Annotated in this window: 20 protein-coding genes; 15 read left to right on the plus strand and 5 right to left on the minus strand. The window is 63.2% G+C overall.

What is annotated here, in order from left to right:
* Positions 1-9 precede the first annotated feature (9 nt).
* The 11 genes from nuoG (at position 10) to CTA01S_RS13040 (ending at position 11,386) form a co-directional block, all read left to right on the plus strand.
* Positions 10-2,328, plus strand: coding sequence for an NADH-quinone oxidoreductase subunit NuoG (nuoG, locus tag CTA01S_RS12990; protein ID WP_062196147.1), 2,319 nt, complete (start codon positions 10-12; stop codon positions 2,326-2,328).
* 15 nt (positions 2,329-2,343) lie between these two features.
* Entirely contained in the window at positions 2,344-3,408 is a 1,065-nt protein-coding gene (gene nuoH, locus CTA01S_RS12995) for an NADH-quinone oxidoreductase subunit NuoH (RefSeq protein ID WP_019560367.1), read from the plus strand.
* 25 nt (positions 3,409-3,433) lie between these two features.
* A complete protein-coding gene (gene nuoI / locus CTA01S_RS13000; RefSeq protein ID WP_019560366.1) occupies positions 3,434-3,931 on the plus strand; it encodes an NADH-quinone oxidoreductase subunit NuoI in 498 nt (165 codons plus the stop codon).
* Between the two features lie 66 nt (positions 3,932-3,997).
* Entirely contained in the window at positions 3,998-4,654 is a 657-nt protein-coding gene (locus CTA01S_RS13005) for an NADH-quinone oxidoreductase subunit J (protein WP_062196149.1), read from the plus strand.
* Complete coding sequence (gene nuoK, locus CTA01S_RS13010) at positions 4,651-4,959, plus strand: NADH-quinone oxidoreductase subunit NuoK (RefSeq protein ID WP_019560364.1); 309 nt, start codon at positions 4,651-4,653, stop codon at positions 4,957-4,959. The genes CTA01S_RS13005 and nuoK overlap by 4 nt, the downstream gene beginning before the upstream one ends.
* Positions 4,960-4,980: 21 nt before the next feature.
* Positions 4,981-7,005, plus strand: a complete 2,025-nt coding sequence (gene nuoL, locus CTA01S_RS13015) for an NADH-quinone oxidoreductase subunit L (protein ID WP_062196151.1) — start codon at positions 4,981-4,983, stop codon at positions 7,003-7,005.
* 16 nt (positions 7,006-7,021) lie between these two features.
* Complete coding sequence (locus tag CTA01S_RS13020; RefSeq protein WP_062196154.1) at positions 7,022-8,497, plus strand: NADH-quinone oxidoreductase subunit M; 1,476 nt, start codon at positions 7,022-7,024, stop codon at positions 8,495-8,497.
* A gap of 13 nt (positions 8,498-8,510) precedes the next feature.
* Entirely contained in the window at positions 8,511-10,007 is a 1,497-nt protein-coding gene (gene nuoN / locus CTA01S_RS13025) for an NADH-quinone oxidoreductase subunit NuoN (RefSeq protein WP_062196156.1), read from the plus strand.
* A gap of 18 nt (positions 10,008-10,025) precedes the next feature.
* Entirely contained in the window at positions 10,026-10,328 is a 303-nt protein-coding gene (locus CTA01S_RS13030; protein WP_019560360.1) for a DUF2818 family protein, read from the plus strand.
* Between the two features lie 12 nt (positions 10,329-10,340).
* Positions 10,341-10,955, plus strand: a complete 615-nt coding sequence (locus CTA01S_RS13035; RefSeq protein ID WP_062196158.1) for an NUDIX domain-containing protein — start codon at positions 10,341-10,343, stop codon at positions 10,953-10,955.
* Positions 10,952-11,386, plus strand: coding sequence for a DUF1178 family protein (locus CTA01S_RS13040; protein WP_019560358.1), 435 nt, complete (start codon positions 10,952-10,954; stop codon positions 11,384-11,386). The genes CTA01S_RS13035 and CTA01S_RS13040 overlap by 4 nt, the downstream gene beginning before the upstream one ends.
* A gap of 33 nt (positions 11,387-11,419) precedes the next feature.
* Here CTA01S_RS13040 and CTA01S_RS13045 read toward each other — a convergent pair whose 3' ends face one another.
* Complete coding sequence (locus CTA01S_RS13045; protein ID WP_019560357.1) at positions 11,420-12,826, minus strand: FAD-binding oxidoreductase; 1,407 nt, start codon at positions 12,824-12,826, stop codon at positions 11,420-11,422.
* A gap of 7 nt (positions 12,827-12,833) precedes the next feature.
* Positions 12,834-13,217 (minus strand): DUF2069 domain-containing protein, encoded by a 384-nt coding sequence (locus CTA01S_RS13050; protein ID WP_019560356.1) that lies wholly within the window; start codon positions 13,215-13,217, stop codon positions 12,834-12,836.
* A 19-nt stretch (positions 13,218-13,236) separates the two neighbouring features.
* Here CTA01S_RS13050 and CTA01S_RS13055 point away from each other — a divergent pair, with 19 nt between their 5' ends.
* On the plus strand, positions 13,237-14,469 hold the full coding sequence (locus CTA01S_RS13055) for a YihY family inner membrane protein (RefSeq protein ID WP_062196160.1): 1,233 nt from the start codon (positions 13,237-13,239) through the stop codon (positions 14,467-14,469).
* A gap of 6 nt (positions 14,470-14,475) precedes the next feature.
* On the opposite strand, the gene CTA01S_RS13060 is transcribed toward CTA01S_RS13055, so the two are convergent.
* The 3 genes from CTA01S_RS13060 to CTA01S_RS13070 are packed head-to-tail and all read right to left on the minus strand — an operon-like array spanning position 14,476 to position 16,957.
* The gene (locus CTA01S_RS13060; RefSeq protein ID WP_026330090.1) at positions 14,476-14,811 is read right to left on the minus strand and encodes an Mpo1-like protein; all 336 of its coding nucleotides are present in this window, start codon (positions 14,809-14,811) and stop codon (positions 14,476-14,478) included.
* Positions 14,808-15,638, minus strand: coding sequence for an alpha/beta fold hydrolase (locus CTA01S_RS13065; RefSeq protein WP_062196163.1), 831 nt, complete (start codon positions 15,636-15,638; stop codon positions 14,808-14,810). The genes CTA01S_RS13060 and CTA01S_RS13065 overlap by 4 nt, the downstream gene beginning before the upstream one ends.
* On the minus strand, positions 15,635-16,957 hold the full coding sequence (locus CTA01S_RS13070; RefSeq protein WP_062196165.1) for an O-acetylhomoserine aminocarboxypropyltransferase: 1,323 nt from the start codon (positions 16,955-16,957) through the stop codon (positions 15,635-15,637). The genes CTA01S_RS13065 and CTA01S_RS13070 overlap by 4 nt, the downstream gene beginning before the upstream one ends.
* Positions 16,958-17,090: 133 nt before the next feature.
* Here CTA01S_RS13070 and CTA01S_RS13075 point away from each other — a divergent pair, with 133 nt between their 5' ends.
* The 3 genes from CTA01S_RS13075 (at position 17,091) to CTA01S_RS13085 (ending at position 20,023) form a co-directional block, all read left to right on the plus strand.
* Positions 17,091-17,549: a CBS domain-containing protein gene (locus CTA01S_RS13075; protein ID WP_019560351.1), complete on the plus strand. Its 459-nt coding sequence runs from the start codon at positions 17,091-17,093 to the stop codon at positions 17,547-17,549.
* A gap of 166 nt (positions 17,550-17,715) precedes the next feature.
* Positions 17,716-18,822, plus strand: a complete 1,107-nt coding sequence (gene aroC / locus CTA01S_RS13080) for a chorismate synthase (RefSeq protein WP_019560350.1) — start codon at positions 17,716-17,718, stop codon at positions 18,820-18,822.
* A 4-nt stretch (positions 18,823-18,826) separates the two neighbouring features.
* A complete protein-coding gene (locus CTA01S_RS13085; RefSeq protein ID WP_084362425.1) occupies positions 18,827-20,023 on the plus strand; it encodes an MFS transporter in 1,197 nt (398 codons plus the stop codon).
* Positions 20,024-20,157 lie beyond the last annotated feature (134 nt).

A 20,157-nucleotide genomic window follows, 5' to 3' on the forward strand; every position in this document is an offset into this window, starting at 1 on the left:
TTGCAGCATATGGTTGAAATCGAACTGGACGGCCGCAAGGTCGAGGTGCCCGAAGGCAGCATGGTGATGCATGCGGCCGAGAAGGCCGGTACCTACATCCCGCACTTCTGCTACCACAAGAAGCTGTCGATCGCGGCCAACTGCCGCATGTGCCTGGTCGATGTCGAGAAGGCGCCCAAGCCCATGCCCGCCTGTGCCACGCCGGTGACGCAGGGCATGGTCGTGCGTACCAAGAGCGACAAGGCGATCAAGGCCCAGCAGGCGGTGATGGAGTTCTTGCTCATCAACCATCCGCTGGACTGCCCGATTTGCGATCAGGGCGGCGAATGCCAGCTTCAAGACCTGGCCGTGGGCTACGGCGGCTCGTCCTCCCGCTACCAGGAGGAAAAGCGTGTGGTCTTCCACAAGGAGGTCGGCCCGCTGATCTCGATGGAGGAAATGAGCCGCTGCATTCACTGCACCCGCTGCGTGCGCTTCGGTCAAGAGATCGCCGGCGTCATGGAGCTGGGCATGCTGCATCGCGGCGAGCATTCCGAGATCACCACTTTCGTGGGACAGACGGTCGATTCCGAGTTGTCGGGCAACATGATCGACATCTGCCCGGTCGGAGCGCTGACGAGCAAGCCCTTCCGTTACAAGGCGCGCACCTGGGAGCTGTCGCGCCGTAAGAGCGTCAGTCCGCACGACTCCACCGGGGCGAACCTGATCGTGCAGGTCAAGAACAACAAGGTCATGCGTGTCGTGCCCCTCGAAAACGAGGAGGTCAACGAATGCTGGATCGCCGACCGTGACCGCTTCTCCTACGAGGCTTTGAACGTCGAAGACCGCCTGACCGTTCCGATGATCAAGCAAGGCGGCCAATGGCGCGAGGTCGATTGGCAGACCGCACTCGAGTATGTGGCCAACGGTCTCAAGCAGATCCGCCAGCAGCATGGTGCGCAAGCCATCGGCGCCTTGGGCAGTCCCCATGCCACCGCCGAGGAGCTGTACCTGCTGGGGCAGTTGATGCGAGGCCTGGGCAGCCAGAACGTCGACCATCGATTGCGGCATGCCGACTTCACGGCGCCGCCTGCCGGCCAAGCGCGTTGGTTGGGGTGCTCCATTGCCTCGCTGTCACAGTTGGAGGCCGCGCTGATCGTCGGGTCGTTCCTGCGCAAAGATCATCCCCTGTTGGCGCAGCGCTTGCGTCAGGCGGCGCGGCGTGGGGCGCGCATCCACAGCCTGCATGCGCTGCGCGATGACTGGCTGATGCCCATGGCCTCCAGCCTGACGGCAGCGCCTTCGGCCTGGGTGCAGGCCCTGGCGTCGGTGGCTGCAGCGATTGCGGCCGAGCGGGGCGTGGAAGCCCCGGTGCAAGTCGCAGTCGATGAGGAGGCCGTCGCGATTGGCCGCTCCCTGCTCTCAGGACAACGCAAGGCCGTGCTGTTGGGTAACGCCGCGGTGCAGCATCCGCAGGCCTCGGAGTTGCTCGCGCTGGCCCACTGGATCGCTGCCCACACGGGTGCGACCTGCGGCGTGTTGGGCGAGGCCGCCAATAGCGTGGGTGCGCAGCTCGTAGGGGCCCTGCCTGGGCCGGGCGGGCTGGATGTGGCAGGCATGTTCGCGCAGCCGCTCAAGGCTTACGTGCTGCTGCACGTCGAGCCCTCGCTCGATGTGGCCGATCCGTTGCGTGCGACGCGGGCTTTGCAAGGCGCCGACATGGTCGTGGCGCTCACCCCGTTCAAGTCGGCCGCATCGGCGCATGCGGACGTGATGTTGCCCATCGCCCCCTTTACCGAGACGGCCGGCACCTTCGTCAACACTGAAGGTCGTGCGCAAAGTTTCTATGGTGTGGTCAAGCCCTTGGGCGAGACTCGCCCGGCGTGGAAGGTGCTGCGGGTGCTGGGCACGATGCTCGAGCTGCCTGGTTTTGCCTTCGAGACCGCCGAAGAAGTGCGGGCCCTGGCTTTGGGTGACGTGACGACGCTGTCTGCGCGGCTGAACAACGAGGTGCAGGTGACGGTGCGTCCGACGGCGGGCTCGGCCGGCCTGGAGCGCATCGCCGACGTACCCATTTACAGCAGCGACATGCTGGTGCGACGCGCGCCCGCGCTGCAGCGCACGCGCGATGCGCAAGGCCCGGTGGTGAGCGTCGGACTTGCCACCTGGGAGCGTTTGGGGTTGCAGGACGGCGATCGCGTGCGTGTGCAAGTCGGTGGTGGTGTGGCCACCTTGCCGGTGCGTTGTGATGCGAGCTTGGCGGCCAATGTCGTGCGCGTGGCTGCGGGGCATGCCCACACCGCCGAACTGGGGCCGATGTTTGCGGCCGTTGAACTGAGCAAGGCGTGATCGAGGACGCTGCAAATGCTTGAGACCCTCTCTCAATACGGCCAGGCCCAGCTCGGTGGTGCGTGGCCCGTGGTCTGGACCCTGATCAAGATCGTGGCCTTGGTGGTGCCACTGATGATTTGCGTGGCCTACCTCACCTTGTGGGAGCGCAAGGCCATCGGCTGGACCCAGGTGCGCCCTGGACCCAACCGGGTCGGACCCGCTGGCTTGTTGCAGCCCATTGCCGATGCGGTCAAGCTGATCTTCAAGGAGATCATCACACCCACGGCGGCCAACAAGGGTTTGTATTACCTGGCGCCGGTGATGACCATCATGCCCGCCTTGGCGGCTTGGGCGGTGATTCCCTTTGGTCCGGAGGTGGCGCTGGCCAACATCAACGCCGGCCTGCTGTTCTTGATGGCGATCACATCGCTGGAGGTCTACGGCATCATCATCGCGGGTTGGGCTTCCAATTCGAAGTATGCGTTCTTGGGCGCCATGCGCGCGTCGGCGCAGATGGTGTCGTACGAGATCGCCATGGGCTTTGCCTTCGTCGTGGTCCTCATGGTGGCCGGCAGCCTGAACATCACCGACATCGTGCTCAGCCAGGACAAGGGCTATTTCGCCGATTTGGGTCTCAACTTTTTGTCGTGGAACTGGCTGCCGCTGCTGCCCATCTGTGTCGTCTACTTCATTTCCGGATTGGCAGAGACCAATCGCCATCCTTTCGACGTGGTCGAAGGTGAATCGGAAATCGTCGCCGGACACATGATCGAGTACTCCGGCATGTCCTTCGCGATGTTCTTCCTGGCCGAGTACGCCAACATGATCCTGGTGTCGGCCCTGGCGGCACTGATGTTCTTTGGCGGCTGGCTGCCGCCACTGGACAGTGCGCTGTTCAACTGGATCCCGGGTTGGATCTGGTTGGGGCTGAAGACCTTCGTGCTGGTCACCATTTTCCTGTGGGTGCGCGCCACGTTCCCCCGGTTCCGCTACGACCAGATCATGCGCCTGGGCTGGAAGGTGTTCATCCCCGTGACCTTGGTGTGGCTGGTGGTGGTGGGTCTGTGGATCCAATCGCCCTGGAACATCTGGCACTGAACCGGAAGTCTGACGAGGTCCCACGATGTCTGCTGTAGCTTCCCTCAAGGGGTTCATCAACAGCTTCATGCTCACGGAGCTGATCAAGGGCCTGGCCCTGACGGGGCGGCATTTCCTCTCGCCGCACATCACCGTGCAGTTTCCGGAGGAAAAAACCCCCTTGTCACCCCGCTTCCGGGGCTTGCATGCCTTGCGCCGCTATGAGAACGGTGAGGAGCGCTGCATCGCTTGCAAGCTGTGTGAGGCGGTGTGCCCAGCCATGGCCATCACCATCGAGTCCGAGGTGCGTGAGGACGGTTCGCGCCGCACGACCCGCTACGACATCGATTTGACCAAGTGCATCTTCTGCGGCTTCTGTGAAGAGAGCTGCCCGGTCGATTCCATCGTCGAGACGCACATCTTCGAGTATCACGGCGAAAAGCGCGGTGACCTCTACTTCACCAAAGACATGTTGTTGGCCGTGGGCGACCGTTACGAAAAAGAAATCGCGGCCAACAAGGAGGCGGACGCGAAGTACCGGTGATTCCGGCCCTTCGGGCCCTGCCAGTGCCGAGGCACGCCGGGCCACTGGCCAACCGAGAACAAAGATATGGATACCCTAAGCGCGCTTTTCTACGTGTTCTCAGCAGTGTTGCTGTTCGCGTCATTTCGCGTCATCACGGCGCGAAGCACGGTGCATGCCGCGCTGTACCTCGTGCTGGCGTTTTTCAACGCTGCCGGCGTGTGGATGCTGCTGCAGGCCGAGTTCCTTGCCATCGCCTTGGTGCTGGTCTACGTCGGTGCGGTGATGGTGCTGTTCCTGTTCGTCGTGATGATGCTCGATATCAACGTCGATGCTTTGCGGCAGAACTTCTGGAAGCACTTTCCAATTGCGGGTCTGGTGGGGGTGTTGATTGCCTTGGAGATGGCTTTGGTGCTGATGACGGGCTTTACGCCAGCCAGCCCTCCGCAGCTCAGCCCCGAGCAGCTGCAGATGGGCAACACCAAGCTGCTGGGCATCGAGATGTACACGCACTATCTCTATCCGTTGCAAGTGGCCGCCGTGCTTTTGCTGGTGGCCATCGTCGCGGCGATTGCCCTGACGCTGCGCCGGCGCAAGGATTCTCGCTATGTGAACCCGGCCGACCAGATCCGCGTGACCAAAGCACAGCGCCTGCGCGTGCTGCGCATCGATCCGGTCGTCGACAAGCCGGCTGCGGCAACCGCCCCAGGCGGTGAACAGCCCACCACTGGAGGCAAGGCATGAGCATCACGCTGGGACATTACCTGACGCTCGGGGGCATTCTGTTCGCGATGTCGGTCATTGGCATCTTCATGAACCGGCGCAATTTGATCGTTCTGCTGATGGCCATCGAGCTGATGCTGTTGGCCGTCAACCTGAACTTCGTGGCTTTTTCGCATTATTTGGGCGACCTGGCCGGCCAGGTGTTCGTCTTCTTCATCCTGACCGTGGCTGCGGCCGAGTCGGCCATTGGTTTGGCCATTCTGGTCGTGTTGTTCCGCAACCGCTCGACCATCAATGTGGACGAACTCGACGCCCTCAAGGGTTGACGCAGCACAGGACACCACAAGATGTCGCAACTCTCACAGAACATGCTGGTGGCGGTGCCTTTGGCGCCGTTGGCCGGAGCCATCATCGCGGGTTTGTTCGGTCGTTACGTCGGCCGTCGCGGTGCTCACTTCTTCACCATCCTTGGGGTGCTGATCTCGTTCATCCTGTCGGCCATGGTGCTCAAGGCCGTGGCGGTGGACGGGGCGCGCTTCAATGCCACCGTGTACGAGTGGATGGTGTTGGGCGATTTGAAGATGGAGGTGGGCTTTCTCATCGATGGCCTGTCGGCCATGATGATGTGCGTCGTGACCTTCGTGTCCTTGATGGTGCATATCTACACCATCGGGTACATGGAGGAAGACCCGGGCTATCAGCGTTTCTTTGCGTACATCTCGCTGTTCACCTTCGCAATGTTGATGCTCGTGATGAGCAACAACTTCCTCCAGCTGTTCTTTGGCTGGGAAGCGGTGGGGCTGGTGTCGTATCTGTTGATCGGCTTCTGGTACAAGAAACCGACGGCCATCTTCGCCAACTTGAAGGCCTTCTTGGTCAACCGGGTGGGCGACTTTGGCTTCATTCTCGGGATCGGCCTCATCGCGGCGTTTGCCGGCACGCTCAATTACACCGAAGCTTTTGGCAAAGCCGGCGAGCTGGCTCGTTTGAGCTTCCCGGGCACCGAGTGGATGCTGATCACGGTGATTTGCATCTGTTTGTTCATCGGTGCGATGGGTAAATCGGCCCAGTTTCCGCTGCATGTGTGGCTGCCGGACTCGATGGAAGGCCCTACGCCGATCTCGGCGCTGATTCATGCCGCGACCATGGTGACGGCTGGCATCTTCATGGTGGCGCGCATGTCGCCGCTGTTCGAGTTGTCGGACACGGCCTTGAACTTCGTGCTGGTGATTGGGGCCATCACGGCGCTGTTCATGGGGTTGCTGGGCATCATCCAGAACGACATCAAACGCGTGGTGGCCTATTCCACGTTGTCGCAGCTGGGCTACATGACCGTGGCGCTGGGCGTGTCGGCTTATTCGGTCGCGGTGTTCCACCTGATGACGCACGCGTTCTTCAAGGCCTTGCTGTTCCTGGCCGCTGGGTCGGTGATCATCGGCATGCACCACGATCAGGACATCCGCAACATGGGCGGCCTGCGCAAGTACATGCCCATCACCTGGATCACTTCGCTGTTGGGCTCCTTGGCGCTGATCGGTACGCCGCTGTTCTCGGGTTTTTATTCGAAGGACAGCATCATCCTGGCCGTGCAGGCCAGCACCTTGCCGGGGGCTGGCTTTGCCAGCTTCGCCGTGGTGGCCGGTGTGTTCATCACTGCGTTTTATTCGTTCCGGATGTATTTCCTGGTGTTTCATGGCCCGGAGCGCTTCCACGACAAACCTCATCCCTCAGCGGATGACCATGGCCACCATGACGATGCACACGGCCATCATGAGCCGCATGAGTCGCCCTGGGTGGTGACCGCGCCACTGCTGCTGTTGGCCGTGCCGTCAGTGGTGATCGGCTTCATGACCATTGGTCCGATGCTCTTTGGCGACTTCCTCAAAGACGCCATCTTCGTCGATACCCAGGCCCATCCCGCGATGAAGGTGTTGGCCGAGGAGTTTCATGGTGCAGCGGCGATGGCTTTGCACGGGTTGCAGACGCTTCCGTTCTGGCTGGCGTTGGCGGGGGTTGTGACGGCTTATGTCTTCTACCTAGTCAAACCCGAGATTCCAGCGGCGCTGCGCGCTCGCCTGGGGTGGCTGGTGCGCATCATGGAGAACAAGTACTACATGGATTGGATCAACGAGAAGGTCGTCGCCGCAGGCGCGCGATTGCTGGGCCGCGGTTTGTGGAAGGGGGGCGATGTGGGTTTGATCGACGGCCTGTTCGTCAATGGTTCGGCCAAACTGGTGGGCTGGACCGCCTCGGTGGTGCGTCTGGTGCAGTCGGGCTACATCTACCACTATGCCTTGGTGATGATCGTCGGCGTGATCGCGCTGATCACCTGGCAGTTGTGGCCTCACCTGCAGTCCTTCCTGGTTCGTTGAGCGAGGTGGTCTGAACATGAGTCTGCTGAGCCTCGCGATTTGGACGCCCATTCTCTTTGGCGTCATCTTGCTGACCCTGGGGCGCGATGAGCATGCCAACGCGGTACGCTGGATCGCTCTGGCCGGGGCTGTGTTGAGCTTTTTCGTCACCGTCCCGCTGATCGCCGGCTTCGACACCAGCACTTCGGCGATGCAGTTCGTCGAACACGTGACCTGGATCGAGCGCTTCAATGTCCATTACCACCTGGGCGTGGATGGCTTGTCCGTTTGGTTCGTGTTGCTGACGGCTTTCATCACCGTCGTGGTGGTGATCTCGGCCTGGGAGGTGATCACCGAACGCGTGAACCAGTACATGGGGGCCTTCCTCATCCTCTCCGGCCTGATGGTGGGGGTGTTTTCGGCCCTGGACGGACTGCTGTTCTACGTGTTTTTCGAGGCCACGCTGATTCCGATGTACATCATCATCGGCATCTGGGGCGGTCCGCGGCGGGTCTATGCCGCGTTCAAGTTCTTCCTCTATACGCTGCTGGGCTCGCTGTTGATGCTGGTGGCGCTGGCCTATCTGTACTACAAGTCGGGCGGCAGTTTCGACATCTTGAGCTGGCATCAGTTGCCGTTGCCGCTGGACGTGCAAATGTTGCTGTTTGGGGCCTTCTTCTTGGCTTTTGCGGTGAAGGTGCCGATGTGGCCGGTGCACACCTGGCTGCCCGATGCCCACGTGGAAGCCCCCACCGGTGGCTCGGTGGTGCTGGCAGCCATCATGCTCAAGCTCGGCGCGTATGGCTTCCTGCGCTTTTCTTTGCCCATCGTGCCTGATGCGGCGCGTGAGCTGGATTGGCTCATCATCAGCCTGTCGCTGATCGCCGTGCTGTACATCGGCTTGGTGGCCTTGGTGCAGCAGGACATGAAGAAGCTCGTGGCCTATTCTTCGATTGCCCACATGGGCTTCGTGACCTTGGGCTTTTTCTTGTTCAATGAGCTGGCCGTCTCGGGGGCGATCGTGCAGATGATTGCGCACGGTTTCGTCTCGGGGGCGATGTTCCTGTGCATCGGTGTGTTGTATGACCGTGTGCACTCCCGAGAAATCGCTGCCTATGGCGGGGTGGTCAACACCATGCCGAAGTTTGCCGCGTTTGCCGTGCTGTTTGCCATGGCCAACTGTGGCCTGCCGGGGACGGCTGGCTTCGTGGGCGAATGGATGGTGATCCTGGGTGCCGTGAAGAAGAACTTCTGGATCGGGCTGTTGGCGGCCACCACGCTGATTTTCGGTGCGGCGTACACGCTGTGGATGGTCAAGCGCGTGTACTTTGGCGATGTCGCGAATGACCACGTGCGTGCCTTGCAAGACTTGAACAAGCGCGAGTTCTTCATGCTGGCGCTGCTGGCCCTGGCGGTGCTTTGGATGGGCGTGTATCCCAAGCCCTTCACCGATGTGATGCATCAATCGGTGGTGGATTTGCTCAAACACGTGGCCGTGTCCAAGCTGAACTGACGGGGCGATGACCATGAACACGATGAACTGGATCGCCATCTACCCCGAAATCACCTTGCTGGTGCTGGCCAGCGCCATCCTTGTGATCGACCTGTTCGTGACGCATCCTCTGCGCCGCCTGACGTATGGCCTTGCGTTGGCCACGTTGGCCGTGGTGGGTGCGATGCAAATGGCCTATTTCTTGGGGTACTACCTGGACGGGCAGACGGTCTATGCGGCGCATGGCATGGTCGTCAATGACCCGCTGGGCAATTTGCTGAAGTTTTTTGCGACGCTGTCGGTGTTCGTGACGCTGGTCTACGGTCATCTGTACAGCGCCAAGCGCGACATGCTGCGCGGCGGGGAGTTCTTCACGCTCAGCTTGCTGGCCCTGCTAGGGATCATGGTGATGATCTCGGGCAACAACTTCCTGGTGATCTATCTCGGGCTGGAGTTGATGTCGCTGTCGCTGTATGCCTTGGTGGCTTTGCGGCGGGACGATCTCGTGGCCACCGAGGCGGCCATGAAGTATTTCGTGCTGGGCGCGTTGGCCAGCGGTTTCCTGCTGTACGGTTTGTCGATGATGTATGGGTCGACCGGATCGCTGGACATCGACGAAGTCTTCAAAGCGATCGCTGCCGGACAGGTCAACCGTCAGGTGCTGGTCTTCGGCCTGGTCTTCGTGGTGGCTGGCTTGGCGTTCAAGTTGGGTGCGGCGCCGTTCCATATGTGGGTGCCCGATGTCTACCAGGGGGCGCCCACGGCTGCGACGTTGTTGATCGCTGGCGCTCCGAAACTGGCTGCTTTCGGGATCACGGTGCGCTTGCTCATCGACGGAATGATCGCCCTGGCGGTGGACTGGCAGCAGATGTTGATCGTGCTGTCGGTGGTGTCCTTGTTGGTGGGCAACCTTGCAGCCATTGCGCAGACCAATCTCAAGCGCATGCTGGCGTATTCCACCATCGCTCAGATGGGCTTCATGCTGCTGGGCCTGACCAGCGGCGTGGTCAATGGCAATACGTTGTCCGCAGCCAATGCCTACAGTTCGGCGATGTTCTATGTGGTCACGTACGTTCTCACGACGCTGGGAACCTTTGGCCTGATTCTGCTGCTGTCGCGTGAAGGGTTCGAGGCGGAAGAGATCAAGGACTTCAAGGGGCTGAATCAGCGCAGCCCTTGGTATGCCGCAGTGATGGCCATCTTCATGTTCTCGCTGGCGGGCATTCCGCCCACGGTGGGTTTCTACGCCAAGCTGGCGGTGTTGCAGGCGCTGGTGTCGACCAACGTGGAGCTTTACATCGGCTTGGCGGTGTTTGCGGTGCTGCTGTCGCTGGTGGGAGCCTACTATTACTTGCGTGTGGTCAAGGTCATGTATTTCGATGAGGCCGAGGATCGCACGCCGATCCAGGCCAGTGCCGAGGCGCGTGCGGTGCTTTCGGTCAACGGCTTGGCGGTCTTGGTGCTGGGCGTCTTGCCCGGTGGTCTGATGGCGATGTGCGCCCAGGCCATCGTGCGCGCCTTCTCGGTCTGAGCGAGGCCGGGTTGGCGCATGGACCAGTCGGCGTCGATCTGGGTGATCGTGATTGCGGCGGCTGTTGCGGCCAACTTGCCTTTCTTCAGTGAGCGGGTCTTTTTCGTTGGGCCTGTGCAGCATCCGAAGCGTCTGGCGTGGCGGCTGCTGGAATGGCTGGTCTTGCTGGGCTTGGTGCTGGCGCTGGGCATGGGGCTGGAGGCCCGCCTGGGTCAGCGTCATGCGCAGGGCTGGGAGTTTTATGTCGTGGCTGTCTGCCTGTTCGCGACCTTGGCCTTTCCCGGCTTCGTGTGGCGCTACTTGCGGCGGCGGCATCGCTGATCCGAGGCGGACATGAGTCGACATGAAGACGATCGCTCCTTGCTCGAAACCTGCGTGGAAGGCCGTGTCGCTTACGATGGCAGCTTTCTGAAGGTCCGCAGCGACCGTGTGCGCTTGCCCGATGGGCGGCTGGCCAAGCGCGAATACGTCGTGCATCCTGGGGCCGTGATGGTGGTGCCCGTGCTCGACGATGGCCGCTTGGTGTTGGAACGCCAGTTCCGCTATCCCCTCGGGCGCGTGATGATCGAGTTCCCTGCTGGAAAGCTCGATGCGGGCGAGCCGGGTTTGCGATGCGCCATGCGTGAGCTGCGCGAGGAGACCGGCTATGTCGCTCGCCAATGGGCTCGGGCGGGCGTGTTGCACAATGCGATGGCCTATTCCACCGAGGGGATCGAGGTGTGGCTTGCGCGTGGACTGAGCCCGGGGCCGGCAAGCTTGGACGAGGGCGAGTTCGTCGAGGTGTTCACGGCCTGGCCGCAGCAGCTCGAGGCCTGGGTTCGCGATGGAACGGTCACCGATGCCAAGACGCTGATCGGTTTGCTGTGGTGGCAGCAATGGCAAGCTGGGCTTTGGTGCCCGGATTGGCAAGACGTGGATGACTCAAATCAGGCATCATCTACGCCATGAAGGTGTTCGATCTGCGCTGTGGTCATGGCCACGGCTTCGAAGGCTGGTTCGCTTCGGAGGAGGACTTTCAGTCCCAACTCGCGCGGGGCTTGTTGAGCTGTCCGCTGTGTGGGGATGCCACGGTCGAAAAATTGCCCAGTGCCCCGCGGCTGAACCTGGGCGCGGGCAGCCAACCCGAGGCGTCCGCGCCGCAGGAGGCGATGCCAACGCCGGAACAGCTTTGGCTGCGGGCGGTGCGGCATGTGCTCGAACACACGGAGGATGTGGGGGAGCGCTTCGCCGAGGAGGCGCGGCGTATCCATTACGGCGAGGTGCCTTCGCGAGGCATCCGTGGTCAGACGACGCAGGAAGATGCTCAAGCACTGCGCGAGGAGGGCATCGAGGTGCTGACCCTGCCATTGCCGGTGGGCATGAAGGGGCCGTTGCAGTAAGACGGTGCCCCTTGCGGTTGCGGCGCCCTGGGCTCAAGGACTCAGCAGCCGGCCCGGGTTGAATAGGCCCTGAGGGTCCAGGGCCCGTTTGATGGCCCGCATCAAGCCCAAGGCGACCGGTGATTTGCGTGCCGCGAGTTCGTCGCGCTTGAGCTGCCCCACGCCGTGCTCGGCCGAGATGGAGCCGCCATGCGCCGTGACGGCGTCGTAAACGATGCGATTGACGGTCTTTTCATGGGCGGCCAGGAACTCCGCGCCGGAGATGCCTGCCGGGGCCTGGACGTTGTAGTGCAGGTTGCCGTCGCCCAGGTGACCAAAATCGACCAGGCGGACTCCCGGCAGTCGGGCGGCAAGGGTCGCGTCGGTGGCCGCGACGAAGGCGGGGATGCGCGACACCGGCAGCGAGATGTCGTGTTTGATGTTGGGGCCTTCCTCGGCCTGCGCCAGTGGGATGGATTCCCGCAGATGCCACAGCGCGCGGGATTGCTCCAGGCTTTCGGCGACGACCGCGTCGCTGATGAGGCCAGCTTCATAGGCTTGCTCGAGCAGCTGCTCGAACAGCGCGCGCGCGTGGGCCTCGGATTCGTGATCGGAGGCTTCCATCAGCACCGTCCAAGGCGAAGGGGGTAGCGGTTGAGGCCGTTGCGGGAAATGGCGGCGTACGAGGTCGAGTGAGAACTGGTTCATCACCTCGAAGCCGGTGAGACTGGGGCCCAGGCGGGTCTGCGCGCACTGCAACAGACGCACGGCAGCGTCCATCGAGGGTAGGGCGGCCCATGCGGTCATGCGGGCCGCGGGCATCGGGTACAGCCGCAGGGTGGCGGCCGTGATGAGGCCCAGAGTGCCTTCGCTGCCGATGAAGAGGTCGCGCAGATCGTAGCCAGTATTGTCCTTGCGCAAGCCACTCAGGCCGTCCCAGATGTCGCCATCGGCCGTCACGACCTCCAGGCCCAGGCACAGCTCGCGAGCGTTGCCGTAACGCAACACCTGGGTGCCTCCGGCATTGGTGGCCAGGTTGCCACCGATGGTGCAACTGCCCTCGGCTGCCAGGCTCAGGGGGAACAGCAGCCCTTTTGCCGCGGCGGCTTCTTGCACGGCTTGCAGCACGCAGCCGGCCTCCACCGTCATCGTGAGGTTGGCGCTGTCGATGTCGCGAATGCGCTGCATTCTTTGCGTGCTCAGCAAGACTTGTCGGCCGCTGTCGTCGGGCACCGAGGCGCCGACCAAGCCGGTGTTGCCGCCCTGGGGTACCACGCTCACGCCGTGTCGGGCGCAGGCGCGGACCACCGCGGCGGCTTCGGCGGTGTTGGCGGGGCGAACGACGGCCAGGGCCTTGCCTCGATAGCGGCGTCGCCAGTCGAGTTCGTATGCCGAGAGGTCACCATCGGTGAGCACCTGAGAGGCGCCTACCGCTGCGCGTAAATCGTCGAGCAGACTCATAAGGGGTTCAGGCCGAGGGATGGGGGGAGGCGTTGCGCGCATGGCGTAGCCGCCAACGCACGTGCAAGGCGCAGGCGGTGAACAGCAGCAGACACAGCACGACTTCGATGGCCGCGAGCACGGCGCTGAAGCCGCGGTCGGAGGTGGCGCGCACCACGCCTTCGGTGAAGTAGATCCACACCAGCAGGCTCACCCAGCGGTAGGTGTACATGCGGTGTCTGAGCAAGCCGCTCAAGGGAAGAAGCAGGGGCAAGACCTTCAGCGCAAGCCAGGAGCCCCCGGGGCGCAGGGGGGCAAGCCACAGCTCCCACGCCAGGCCGAGCAGGATCAGGCCCGTAAGGCTGCCGACGGCCAAGGCGCGCGTGAGGTCGATGCGGTCGTGATGCTCCATCGGTGGCATCATAACGGGCATGAATGTTCCCAAGCAGCTGCCGCTGTCGGCGCGCGAGCGGCTGTCGGCGCTGGTCCATGCCTTGCAGGACTGGCCTTGGCGCGAGACCTTGCGAACGTTGGGTCAGCGTTTCCGTGAGGACCGATTGGGTCTGACCGCCGGCAGTCTGACGTTCACCACGCTGATTTCCTTGGTGCCACTGTTCACCGTGACGTTGGCGGTGTTCACGGCATTTCCGATGTTCGCCAGTTTTCAGGCGGCGTTGGAGGCTTATTTCATCAAAACCTTGGTGCCCGAGGCCATCGCCAAGCCCGTGCTGAAGGCGCTGACCCGTTTTGCAGCCAATGCCAATCGGCTGGGGACGGCGGGTTTGGTGGTGTTGGTGTTGACGGCGCTGTCGCTGATGCTGACGATCGATCGCACGCTCAATGCCATTTGGCGGGTGCGCAAGCCGCGTCCGATCGCGCAGCGGGTGCTGGTGTATTGGGCCGCGGCGACGTTGGGGCCGCTGTTGCTGGGCATGAGCCTGACGTTGACCTCGTATGCGCTGACGGCTTCGCGCGGCTGGGTCGGCCAGTTGCCTGCCGGCGTGAACCTGTTGTTCAACGCATTGGAATACCTTTTGATGGCCGTGGCGTTTGCCGGCTTGTTCCGGTATGTGCCCAATACCCATGTGCGCTGGTCACATGCGTTGGCCGGTGGGGTGTTCGTGGCCACGGGTTTGGAGCTGGCCAAGGCGTTGTTGGCTTGGTACGTGCGCAGCGTGCCGACCTACTCGGCCTTGTATGGCACGTTTGCGACGGTGCCCATTTTTTTGGTGTGGCTCTATCTGGTGTGGGTGGTGGTGTTGCTGGGAGCGGTGATTGCCGCGTATGCACCAAGTTTGCAGATGCGGGTGGTGCGCCGCCCGCCCACGCCGGGGCACCGTTTCCATTTGGCCTTGTCGGTGCTGCGCGAATTGCGCTCCAGTCGCCAGCAGGCCAGTCATGGGCTGAGCGTGGAGGCGTTGTCGCGGCGGTTGCGTGTGGATCCTTTGCAGATCGAGCCTTTGCTGGACAAGCTGCGTGCCTTGGATTGGGTGGGCCGGTTGGACGAGGAGGGCGGGGCGCGCCATGTGCTGCTGGTCGAGCCCGAGCACACGTTGGCGCAGCCCTTGGTGGCCGAGCTGCTGCTCGATCCGGCTCCCGATGTGCGTCGTTTTTGGGACAAAGCCGGCTTCGGCCGCATGACGCTGGCCGACTTGCTGGAGTGAGCCTCATCAGAACGGGATCTTGCCCGTCCAGATGTCTTTGTACATCACCCAGTCGCCCATGAAGCTGTACAGCGGGCGCTTGAAGGACGCGGGCTTGTTTTTCTCGAAGCCGAAGTGGCCGATCCACGCGAAGCCGTATCCGGCCAACAAACCGTAGAGCAAGTACAGCGGCTGGCCGGTGATGAGCAGCGCTGCCAAGCAGATCAAGGCCAAGGTGGAGCCGACGAAATGCAGCCGACGGCAGGTGCGGTTGCTGTGTTCGCTGAGATAAAAGGGGTAAAACTCGGAAAAGCTCCTGAAGCTGCGCGGGTCCACACCCTGCGCTGGCAATGGGGTGCTCATGTGGGACTCCCAGGCGAGGCCAGAAAACCTTTGAGGGCATTCAACACCCCATCGGGGTTTTCCGTCATCAGGGAATGCCCGGCGGGCAAGGTCTGGATGTGCGCGCGCAGCGCCGCCCTCAGGTTTTTCGTTGCCGCGGGTGGGGTCATTTGGTCTCGGGCGCCCAGCAGTAGCAGGGCCGGGCACTGCACGCGCTGGGCCGCTTGCAGTCCGGCGGCGTAGCGGTCGCAGATGGAGAAATCGATGTGGAAGAGGTTGGCGCCGGCGTGTTGCCGGGCATAGCGGGCTTGGGTCTGTTGCATCAGGGCCAGGTTGACCCCGTGCAACCAGGCGCCGGGCCCTGGCGCCGATGGCTTGGCCGCCAGCGTGCCGATGGAGAAGCCGTTGACCATGCGCATGGCCTGGTGCGGGTTTTTGAGCGCGGTGTCCAACAGCGCCGGCGAGACCTTCATCGGGTAGGCCGTGGCCAGTAGCGCCAGGTGGGTCGCGCGGTCGCCCAGGCGGGCGGCAGCCTCGAGCGCGACGAGCGACCCCATGCTGTGCCCCACCAGAGCCGCTCGGCTGACGCCGGCGGCCTGCAGCAGGGCCATGAGCCAGTCGGCCAGCGTCTCGACGCTGTCCAGGGCCGGTCCGGGACTGCCCCCATGCCCCGGAAGGTCCACTGCGAGCACGGCGTGGCCGTGATGGGCCAGGTAACGGGTTTGCAAGGCAAAGACGCTGTGGTCGTGCAGCGCACCATGGATGAAGACCACACAAGGCAGAGCCGGATCGAAGGGCTTGCCACCGGTGTAGACATGGGCTTGACGGCCCTGAACCGAGAGTTTCATGTGCTTGCCCCTGCTTTTTCGGCGGCCTTCAAGGCGCGACCCAGATCGTCGATCAGATCGGCCGGGTCTTCCAGGCCGATGGATAGGCGGATGGTGCCCGGTGTGATGCCGGCTCGGGCCAGTGCGGCGTCGTCCATGCGGAAATGGGTGGTGCTGGCCGGGTGGATGACCAGCGAGCGGCAGTCGCCCACATTGGCCAGGTGTGAGAACAAGCGCAGGCTTTCGATGAAGCGGCGGCCTTGCTGGCGGCGGCCTTGCTGGCGGCTGCCCCGTAGGTTGAAGCTGAAGACGGCACCGCAGCCTTTGGGCAGGAGGCGTTGGGCCAATGCATGGCCGGGGTGGGTGGGCAGTTCGGGATAGGCGACCGATTCGACCATCGGGTGCTCGGCCAGAAATTTCACCACGGCTCGGGTGTTGGCGACATGACGTTCCATGCGCATCGACAGGGTTTCGATCCCTTGCAGGATCAACCAGGCCGAATGCGGGCTGAGGCAGGCACCGAAGTCGCGTAGGCCCTCGCGGCGTGCGCGCAGCAAGAAGGCGCCCACGCTGCTTTCCTCGGTGAACACCATCTGGTGAAAGCCTTCGTAGGCTTGGGTCAGTTCGGGGAAACGCCCCGAAGCCTCCCAGTCGAAGCGCCCGCCGTCGATCAGCACGCCGCCGATGACGGTGCCATGGCCGCTGAGGAATTTGGTGGCCGAGTGCATCACCAGATCGGCGCCATGCTCGAGGGGGCGCAGCAGTGACGGTGGGGTGAAGGTGGAATCCACCAGCAGGGGCACACCGTGCTCATGGGCGATGGCGCTGACGGCGGGAATGTCCAGCACGTCCAGCCCAGGGTTGCCCAGTGTTTCACCGAAAAACAGCCGGGTGCTGGGGCGGATGGCGGCCCGCCAGGCGTCCAGGTCGCCAGCCGGGACGAAGGTCGTCTCGATGCCGAAGCGAGGCAAGGTGTAGTGCAAGAGGTTGTGCGAGCCGCCATACAGTGACGAGCTGGCGACGATGTGGGAGCCGGCGCCCATCAGCGTGGCCACCGCCAAGTGCAGCGCAGCCTGACCGCTGGCCGTGGCAATGGCTCCGACGCCGCCTTCGAGAGCGGCCATGCGCTCCTCCAGCACGGCCGTGGTGGGGTTGGAGATGCGGGAGTACACATGGCCGGCGCGCTCCATGTTGAACAGCGCAGCGGCATGATCGCAGTCGTCGAAGACGAACGAGGTGCTGAGATAAATGGGCACCGCGCGGGCGCCGGTGGTGGGGTCGGGCGCACTGCCGGCGTGCAAGGCCAGTGTGTCGAAGCCGGGGTCGGAATATCCTGGCATGATGTCTCCAAGGTCTTGGTCTGGCTCCTGGGATGATCCAGGAGAAGGCGTACTGCTCGCGCACCGGCATTGTGGGCTATATTGAAGTCCCGTTTCCGTTTCGCCGATCCGAGTCTTGCCAGAGGAGGCCACCATGAAAGTCAGTGACATCTTGCGTGTCAAGGGAGGTACGCTGTTCACGGTGTCGCCCGACGAGCGCCTGGGAGAGGCCATGAAGACCATGGCCGAGCACGACATCGGTTCGCTGGTGGTGATGGAGCACGGCGAGCTGGTGGGGATGTTGACCTTCCGTGAGTGCATCCAGGCCGTGGTGGCCAATGGGGGCTCGGTGGGTCAGACGATCGTTCGCACCGTGATGGATGCGGCGCCACTGACGTGCACCCTGGAGACCGAGATCGACGAGGTGCGTCGCATGATGCTGGGACGGCATGCCCGCTACATGCCAGTGATGAACGATCGCACCTTGATGGGCGTGATTTCGTTCTACGACGTGGCCAAAGCGGTGGTGGAAAGCCAAGACTTCGAAAACCGCATGCTCAAGGCCTATATCCGCGACTGGCCCGTGGGCGACGAGCCGGCGCAGGCCTCCTGAACGCTGCGGGGCGGGCCCTGCCCAGCCCCGGCCACCGGGGCCCAGGCGTCTTGGCGCAGCCCGCGCCGTATCGAGCGGTGCTTCGGCCCGTAAAATCGGGGGTTCTCTTCCACAGGCCGGGGCTGCCATGTTGGTGCGACTCCGGTCCCTTGATCGCTTGGGTTCCATGTCCGGCAGCACTTTCGGCCAGCTCTTTCGTGTCACCAACTTCGGCGAGTCCCACGGTCCGGCCATCGGCTGCGTGATCGACGGTTGCCCGCCTGGACTGGCCTTGTCGCCGGCTGATATCCAGCCGGATCTGGACCGTCGCCGTCCTGGCACTTCGCGTCATGTGACCCAGCGCAACGAACCCGATACGGTGGAGATCCTCTCGGGGGTGTACGAAGGGCGGACCACCGGCACGCCGATTTGCCTGCTGATCCGCAACACGGACCAACGGAGCAAGGATTACGGCAATCTCTTGCAGACCTTCCGTCCGGGGCATGCCGACTACACCTACTGGCACAAGTACGGTATCCGTGATCCGCGCGGTGGCGGGCGTTCCTCGGCGCGGCTGACCGCCCCGATGGTCGCCGCGGGGGCTGTGGCCAAGAAATGGTTGCGTCAGCAGTACGGCACCACGTTCCGTGGCTGCATGACCCAGTTGGGCGAGATCGAGATTCCGTTCGAGTCCTGGGAGCATGTGCCCCACAATCCTTTCTTCGCCCCCAATGCCAGCATGATCGAGCGGCTGGAAGCCTACATGGATGCCCTGCGCAAGGCCGGTGATTCGGTCGGCGCCCGTCTGCGTGTGGAGGCCTGCGGCGTGCCGGTGGGCTTGGGCGAGCCGTTGTTCGACAAGCTCGATGCCGACATTGCCTACGCCATGATGGGCATCAACGCGGTCAAGGGGGTGGAGATCGGTGCAGGCTTTGCCAGCGTGTCTCAGAAGGGCACCGAGCATGGGGATGAGCTCACGCCGGAGGGCTTTTTGAGCAACAACGCCGGCGGTGTGCTGGGCGGCATCAGTACCGGTCAGGATCTGGTGGTGCATTTGGCGATCAAGCCGACGAGTTCGATCCGCACGCCGCGTCGCTCGATCGACCTGCAAGGCCAACCGACCACGGTGGAGACCTTCGGGCGCCATGATCCCTGCGTGGGCATCCGTGCCACGCCGATTGCCGAGGCCATGCTGGCCCTGGTGGTGATGGATCACGCCTTGCGTCACCGCGCCCAATGTGGTGATGTGGCGGTGACCACGCCCAAGATCCCCGCCAGCGCTGCGCAGGCCTGAGCCCGTGGCGGCGGCCACCGGCGTGTCCGCGCGCCCCCAGGGCCTGTGGCGATTTGCCGCACTGGCGGCGGTCTACTTTGGCTTCATTGGCTATTTCAACCCGTATTTGCCGTTGTGGTTGAAGGAGTTGGGCTTTGGCTCGCTGGCCATCGGTGGACTGACCGCCGTCCAAAGCCTCACTCGGGTGATCGCGCCTTATAGCTGGGGGTGGCTGTCCGACCACACGGGCCGACGCACGTTGCTGATGCGCTGGGCTGCCAGCCTGGGTTTGGCCAGCAGTCTGGGCCTGTTGTGGATGCCGCAGTGGGTGCCGCCTTCGGTGAGCCTTGTCGCGGTGGTGCTCTTTTTGATGTTCTTCAACACCAGCGCGATGATGCCCATGGCCGAGGCAGCCCTGGCCCAGCGGGTGAGTACGTCGCAGGGCCTGGACCTCGCTCGCTACGGCCAGGTGCGTGTGTGGGGTTCGGTGGGCTTCATCGTCACGGTGCTGGTCTTCGGTTTCGTGTTCGAGCGTTTTGGCTTGGCTTGGTTTGCGACGGGCACGGTGGCCCTGCTGGCGGCCCTGGTGGCCGTGTGCTGGCGCTTGCCGGCTGGCGATGAGGCGTCCGCAGCCGGCAGCCCGGCGCCGGCCTTGGCCCCGGTGTTGTCGCTGCCGGCGGTGCGCTGGTTTTTCGTCTCGGTGTTCTTCATGATCCTGGCGCATGTCGCGTTGTATGCCTTTTTCTCGCTGTACCTGGACGCCCTGGGCCACAGCAAGCGTGTGGTGGGGATGCTGTGGGCCGTGTCGGTGATGGTGGAGATCGTTTGGTTTTTGTTGCAGGGGCGCTGGTTGGTGCGCTGGCCGCTGTCGTATTGGATGGTCTTGGTCTGTGGGGTGGCTGCGTTGCGCTTCGGAGCCACCGCCGCGTTCGGAACCAGCCTGGTGGTGCTGGTGGTCGCGCAGCTCAGCCATGCCTTGACGTTTGCCACCCATCACACGGTGTGCATGGCCTTCATCCATCGGCACTTTGGTGATCGCCTGCGCGGACGCGGCCAGGCCTTGTACTCGGTGCTGGGCTATGGGGTGCCAGGCGTGCTCGGGGGGGTGGTCGGCGGCGCATTGGGTGATGCGTGGGGCTGGTCCAGCGTGTTCTGGGCGGCCGCGCTGGCCGCAGGCTTGGCCACGCTGGCGGCGTGGCGGGTGGCGCAGATCGAGGGATGAGCCTCGCGCGTAGCGTGGCTGGTTTTCCCTGATGCTTCGGCGCAAAACGGGCCGCTGCTGACGGCTTGGCCGTGTAGTGTGCGTAGTCCTTACAAAAAAGTCCGATGTAACGCGGGCGTACCGGGGCTCGACCT

Source organism: Caldimonas taiwanensis NBRC 104434 (genome assembly GCF_001592165.1).
Lineage (GTDB): Bacteria > Pseudomonadota > Gammaproteobacteria > Burkholderiales > Burkholderiaceae_C > Caldimonas > Caldimonas manganoxidans.

What these genes read in the sequence shown, in the direction of transcription:
- aroC (WP_019560350.1), top strand. Translation starts at nt 17,716, where the DNA reads ATGTCCGGCAGCACTTTCGGCCAGCTCTTTCGTGTCACCAACTTCGGC.
- CTA01S_RS13070 (WP_062196165.1), bottom strand. Translation starts at nt 16,957, where the DNA reads ATGCCAGGATATTCCGACCCCGGCTTCGACACACTGGCCTTGCACGCC.
- nuoI (WP_019560366.1), top strand. Translation starts at nt 3,434, where the DNA reads ATGTCTGCTGTAGCTTCCCTCAAGGGGTTCATCAACAGCTTCATGCTC.
- CTA01S_RS13065 (WP_062196163.1), bottom strand. Translation starts at nt 15,638, where the DNA reads ATGAAACTCTCGGTTCAGGGCCGTCAAGCCCATGTCTACACCGGTGGC.
- CTA01S_RS13030 (WP_019560360.1), top strand. Translation starts at nt 10,026, where the DNA reads ATGGACCAGTCGGCGTCGATCTGGGTGATCGTGATTGCGGCGGCTGTT.
- nuoH (WP_019560367.1), top strand. Translation starts at nt 2,344, where the DNA reads ATGCTTGAGACCCTCTCTCAATACGGCCAGGCCCAGCTCGGTGGTGCG.
- CTA01S_RS13040 (WP_019560358.1), top strand. Translation starts at nt 10,952, where the DNA reads ATGAAGGTGTTCGATCTGCGCTGTGGTCATGGCCACGGCTTCGAAGGC.
- CTA01S_RS13050 (WP_019560356.1), bottom strand. Translation starts at nt 13,217, where the DNA reads ATGGAGCATCACGACCGCATCGACCTCACGCGCGCCTTGGCCGTCGGC.
- CTA01S_RS13075 (WP_019560351.1), top strand. Translation starts at nt 17,091, where the DNA reads ATGAAAGTCAGTGACATCTTGCGTGTCAAGGGAGGTACGCTGTTCACG.
- nuoK (WP_019560364.1), top strand. Translation starts at nt 4,651, where the DNA reads ATGAGCATCACGCTGGGACATTACCTGACGCTCGGGGGCATTCTGTTC.
- nuoL (WP_062196151.1), top strand. Translation starts at nt 4,981, where the DNA reads ATGTCGCAACTCTCACAGAACATGCTGGTGGCGGTGCCTTTGGCGCCG.
- CTA01S_RS13020 (WP_062196154.1), top strand. Translation starts at nt 7,022, where the DNA reads ATGAGTCTGCTGAGCCTCGCGATTTGGACGCCCATTCTCTTTGGCGTC.
- nuoG (WP_062196147.1), top strand. Translation starts at nt 10, where the DNA reads ATGGTTGAAATCGAACTGGACGGCCGCAAGGTCGAGGTGCCCGAAGGC.
- CTA01S_RS13005 (WP_062196149.1), top strand. Translation starts at nt 3,998, where the DNA reads ATGGATACCCTAAGCGCGCTTTTCTACGTGTTCTCAGCAGTGTTGCTG.
- CTA01S_RS13055 (WP_062196160.1), top strand. Translation starts at nt 13,237, where the DNA reads ATGAATGTTCCCAAGCAGCTGCCGCTGTCGGCGCGCGAGCGGCTGTCG.
- CTA01S_RS13060 (WP_026330090.1), bottom strand. Translation starts at nt 14,811, where the DNA reads ATGAGCACCCCATTGCCAGCGCAGGGTGTGGACCCGCGCAGCTTCAGG.
- CTA01S_RS13035 (WP_062196158.1), top strand. Translation starts at nt 10,341, where the DNA reads ATGAGTCGACATGAAGACGATCGCTCCTTGCTCGAAACCTGCGTGGAA.
- nuoN (WP_062196156.1), top strand. Translation starts at nt 8,511, where the DNA reads ATGAACACGATGAACTGGATCGCCATCTACCCCGAAATCACCTTGCTG.
- CTA01S_RS13045 (WP_019560357.1), bottom strand. Translation starts at nt 12,826, where the DNA reads ATGAGTCTGCTCGACGATTTACGCGCAGCGGTAGGCGCCTCTCAGGTG.